This is a genomic window from Ferroplasma sp. Type II (assembly GCF_000496155.1).
Genome location: NZ_KI542765.1, coordinates 1,168 through 2,144, shown reverse-complemented (window position 1 = coordinate 2,144; position 977 = coordinate 1,168). Strand labels below are relative to the sequence as shown.

Below are 977 nucleotides of genomic sequence, written 5' to 3'. Positions count from 1 at the left end.
TTCTTAAATATTTTGGTGGTTCTATATCTTCATCATTGCTTGTTTTTATTAATGATAACAATCCTAAATCGAAACCTACTGGTTTATCAGGAATCAGTGAATAATTTATATTATTATTTTCATTAACAGTGAATATAGCATAGTATTTTCCTGTATTCTCCCTTTTTATTGTTAATCCCTTTATTTCTCCATTGATTTCTCTATGCTTGAACATTCTTATTTTTCCTATTTTTGATAATTTTAAATGTGTTTTATCTAATATTTCAAATCCAGATTGTGTATATGTAAATGATTTGTATACTTTCTTTGATTTAAATCTTGGAAAACCTGCTTTTATTTTTTTACCTTTTTCCTTTTCATTTATTCTTCTAAAGAAATTATCATATGCTTTGTCTAACCTATTTGCAACATCCTGAAGTACCTGTGAATATATATATTTATATTCAGGGAATTCATTTTTTAACTCTGGTAATTGATTCTGCTGGTATGTATAATTAACATTTATATTATAATAAAAATCCTTCTTTAATTCATATGCCATCTTTCTCTGTTCTAACATTGCATTGTATAAATTATGGGATAAATCAAGAATATAATCTATCTTTTTGATTTGCTCTTTATTCGGGTATATTCTGAATTTATAAGCCCTCATGCCTTTTTGCCTCCTGTGAGTCTACATATTCTTTTAAAACATCTAATGTAACCTGGCCTGATGTTGCCAAAAAATAAGAAGGAGCCCAGAATTCATTATTATATAATTCATTTTTAACATCGGGAAAGTTTCTCTGTATTTCCCTTGATGTTATTGTCTTTATTGCATTTACATATTTTGTGATATTTAATAATGGCGTTGCCTTGAATAGCATATGGAAATGATCCTTATCGCATTCTATATCCAGTACATCAACATTGAATGTTTCTGATATTTCCCTTATCTTCATTTTTAGAAAATCAACTATTGCATCATTAAAAAACTT

At 27.0% G+C, this 977-nt stretch carries 2 protein-coding genes; both read right to left on the bottom strand.

Annotated features, from left to right (window positions below; translation table 11 throughout):
- Positions 1-652: RNA-guided endonuclease TnpB family protein (locus AMDU4_RS10565; RefSeq protein WP_290705069.1), on the bottom strand; the 652-nt coding region annotated here is incomplete at its 3' end.
- Positions 639-977: IS200/IS605 family transposase (gene tnpA / locus AMDU4_RS10560; RefSeq protein WP_290705066.1), on the bottom strand; the 339-nt coding region annotated here is incomplete at its 5' end. The genes tnpA and AMDU4_RS10565, both read right to left, overlap by 14 nt.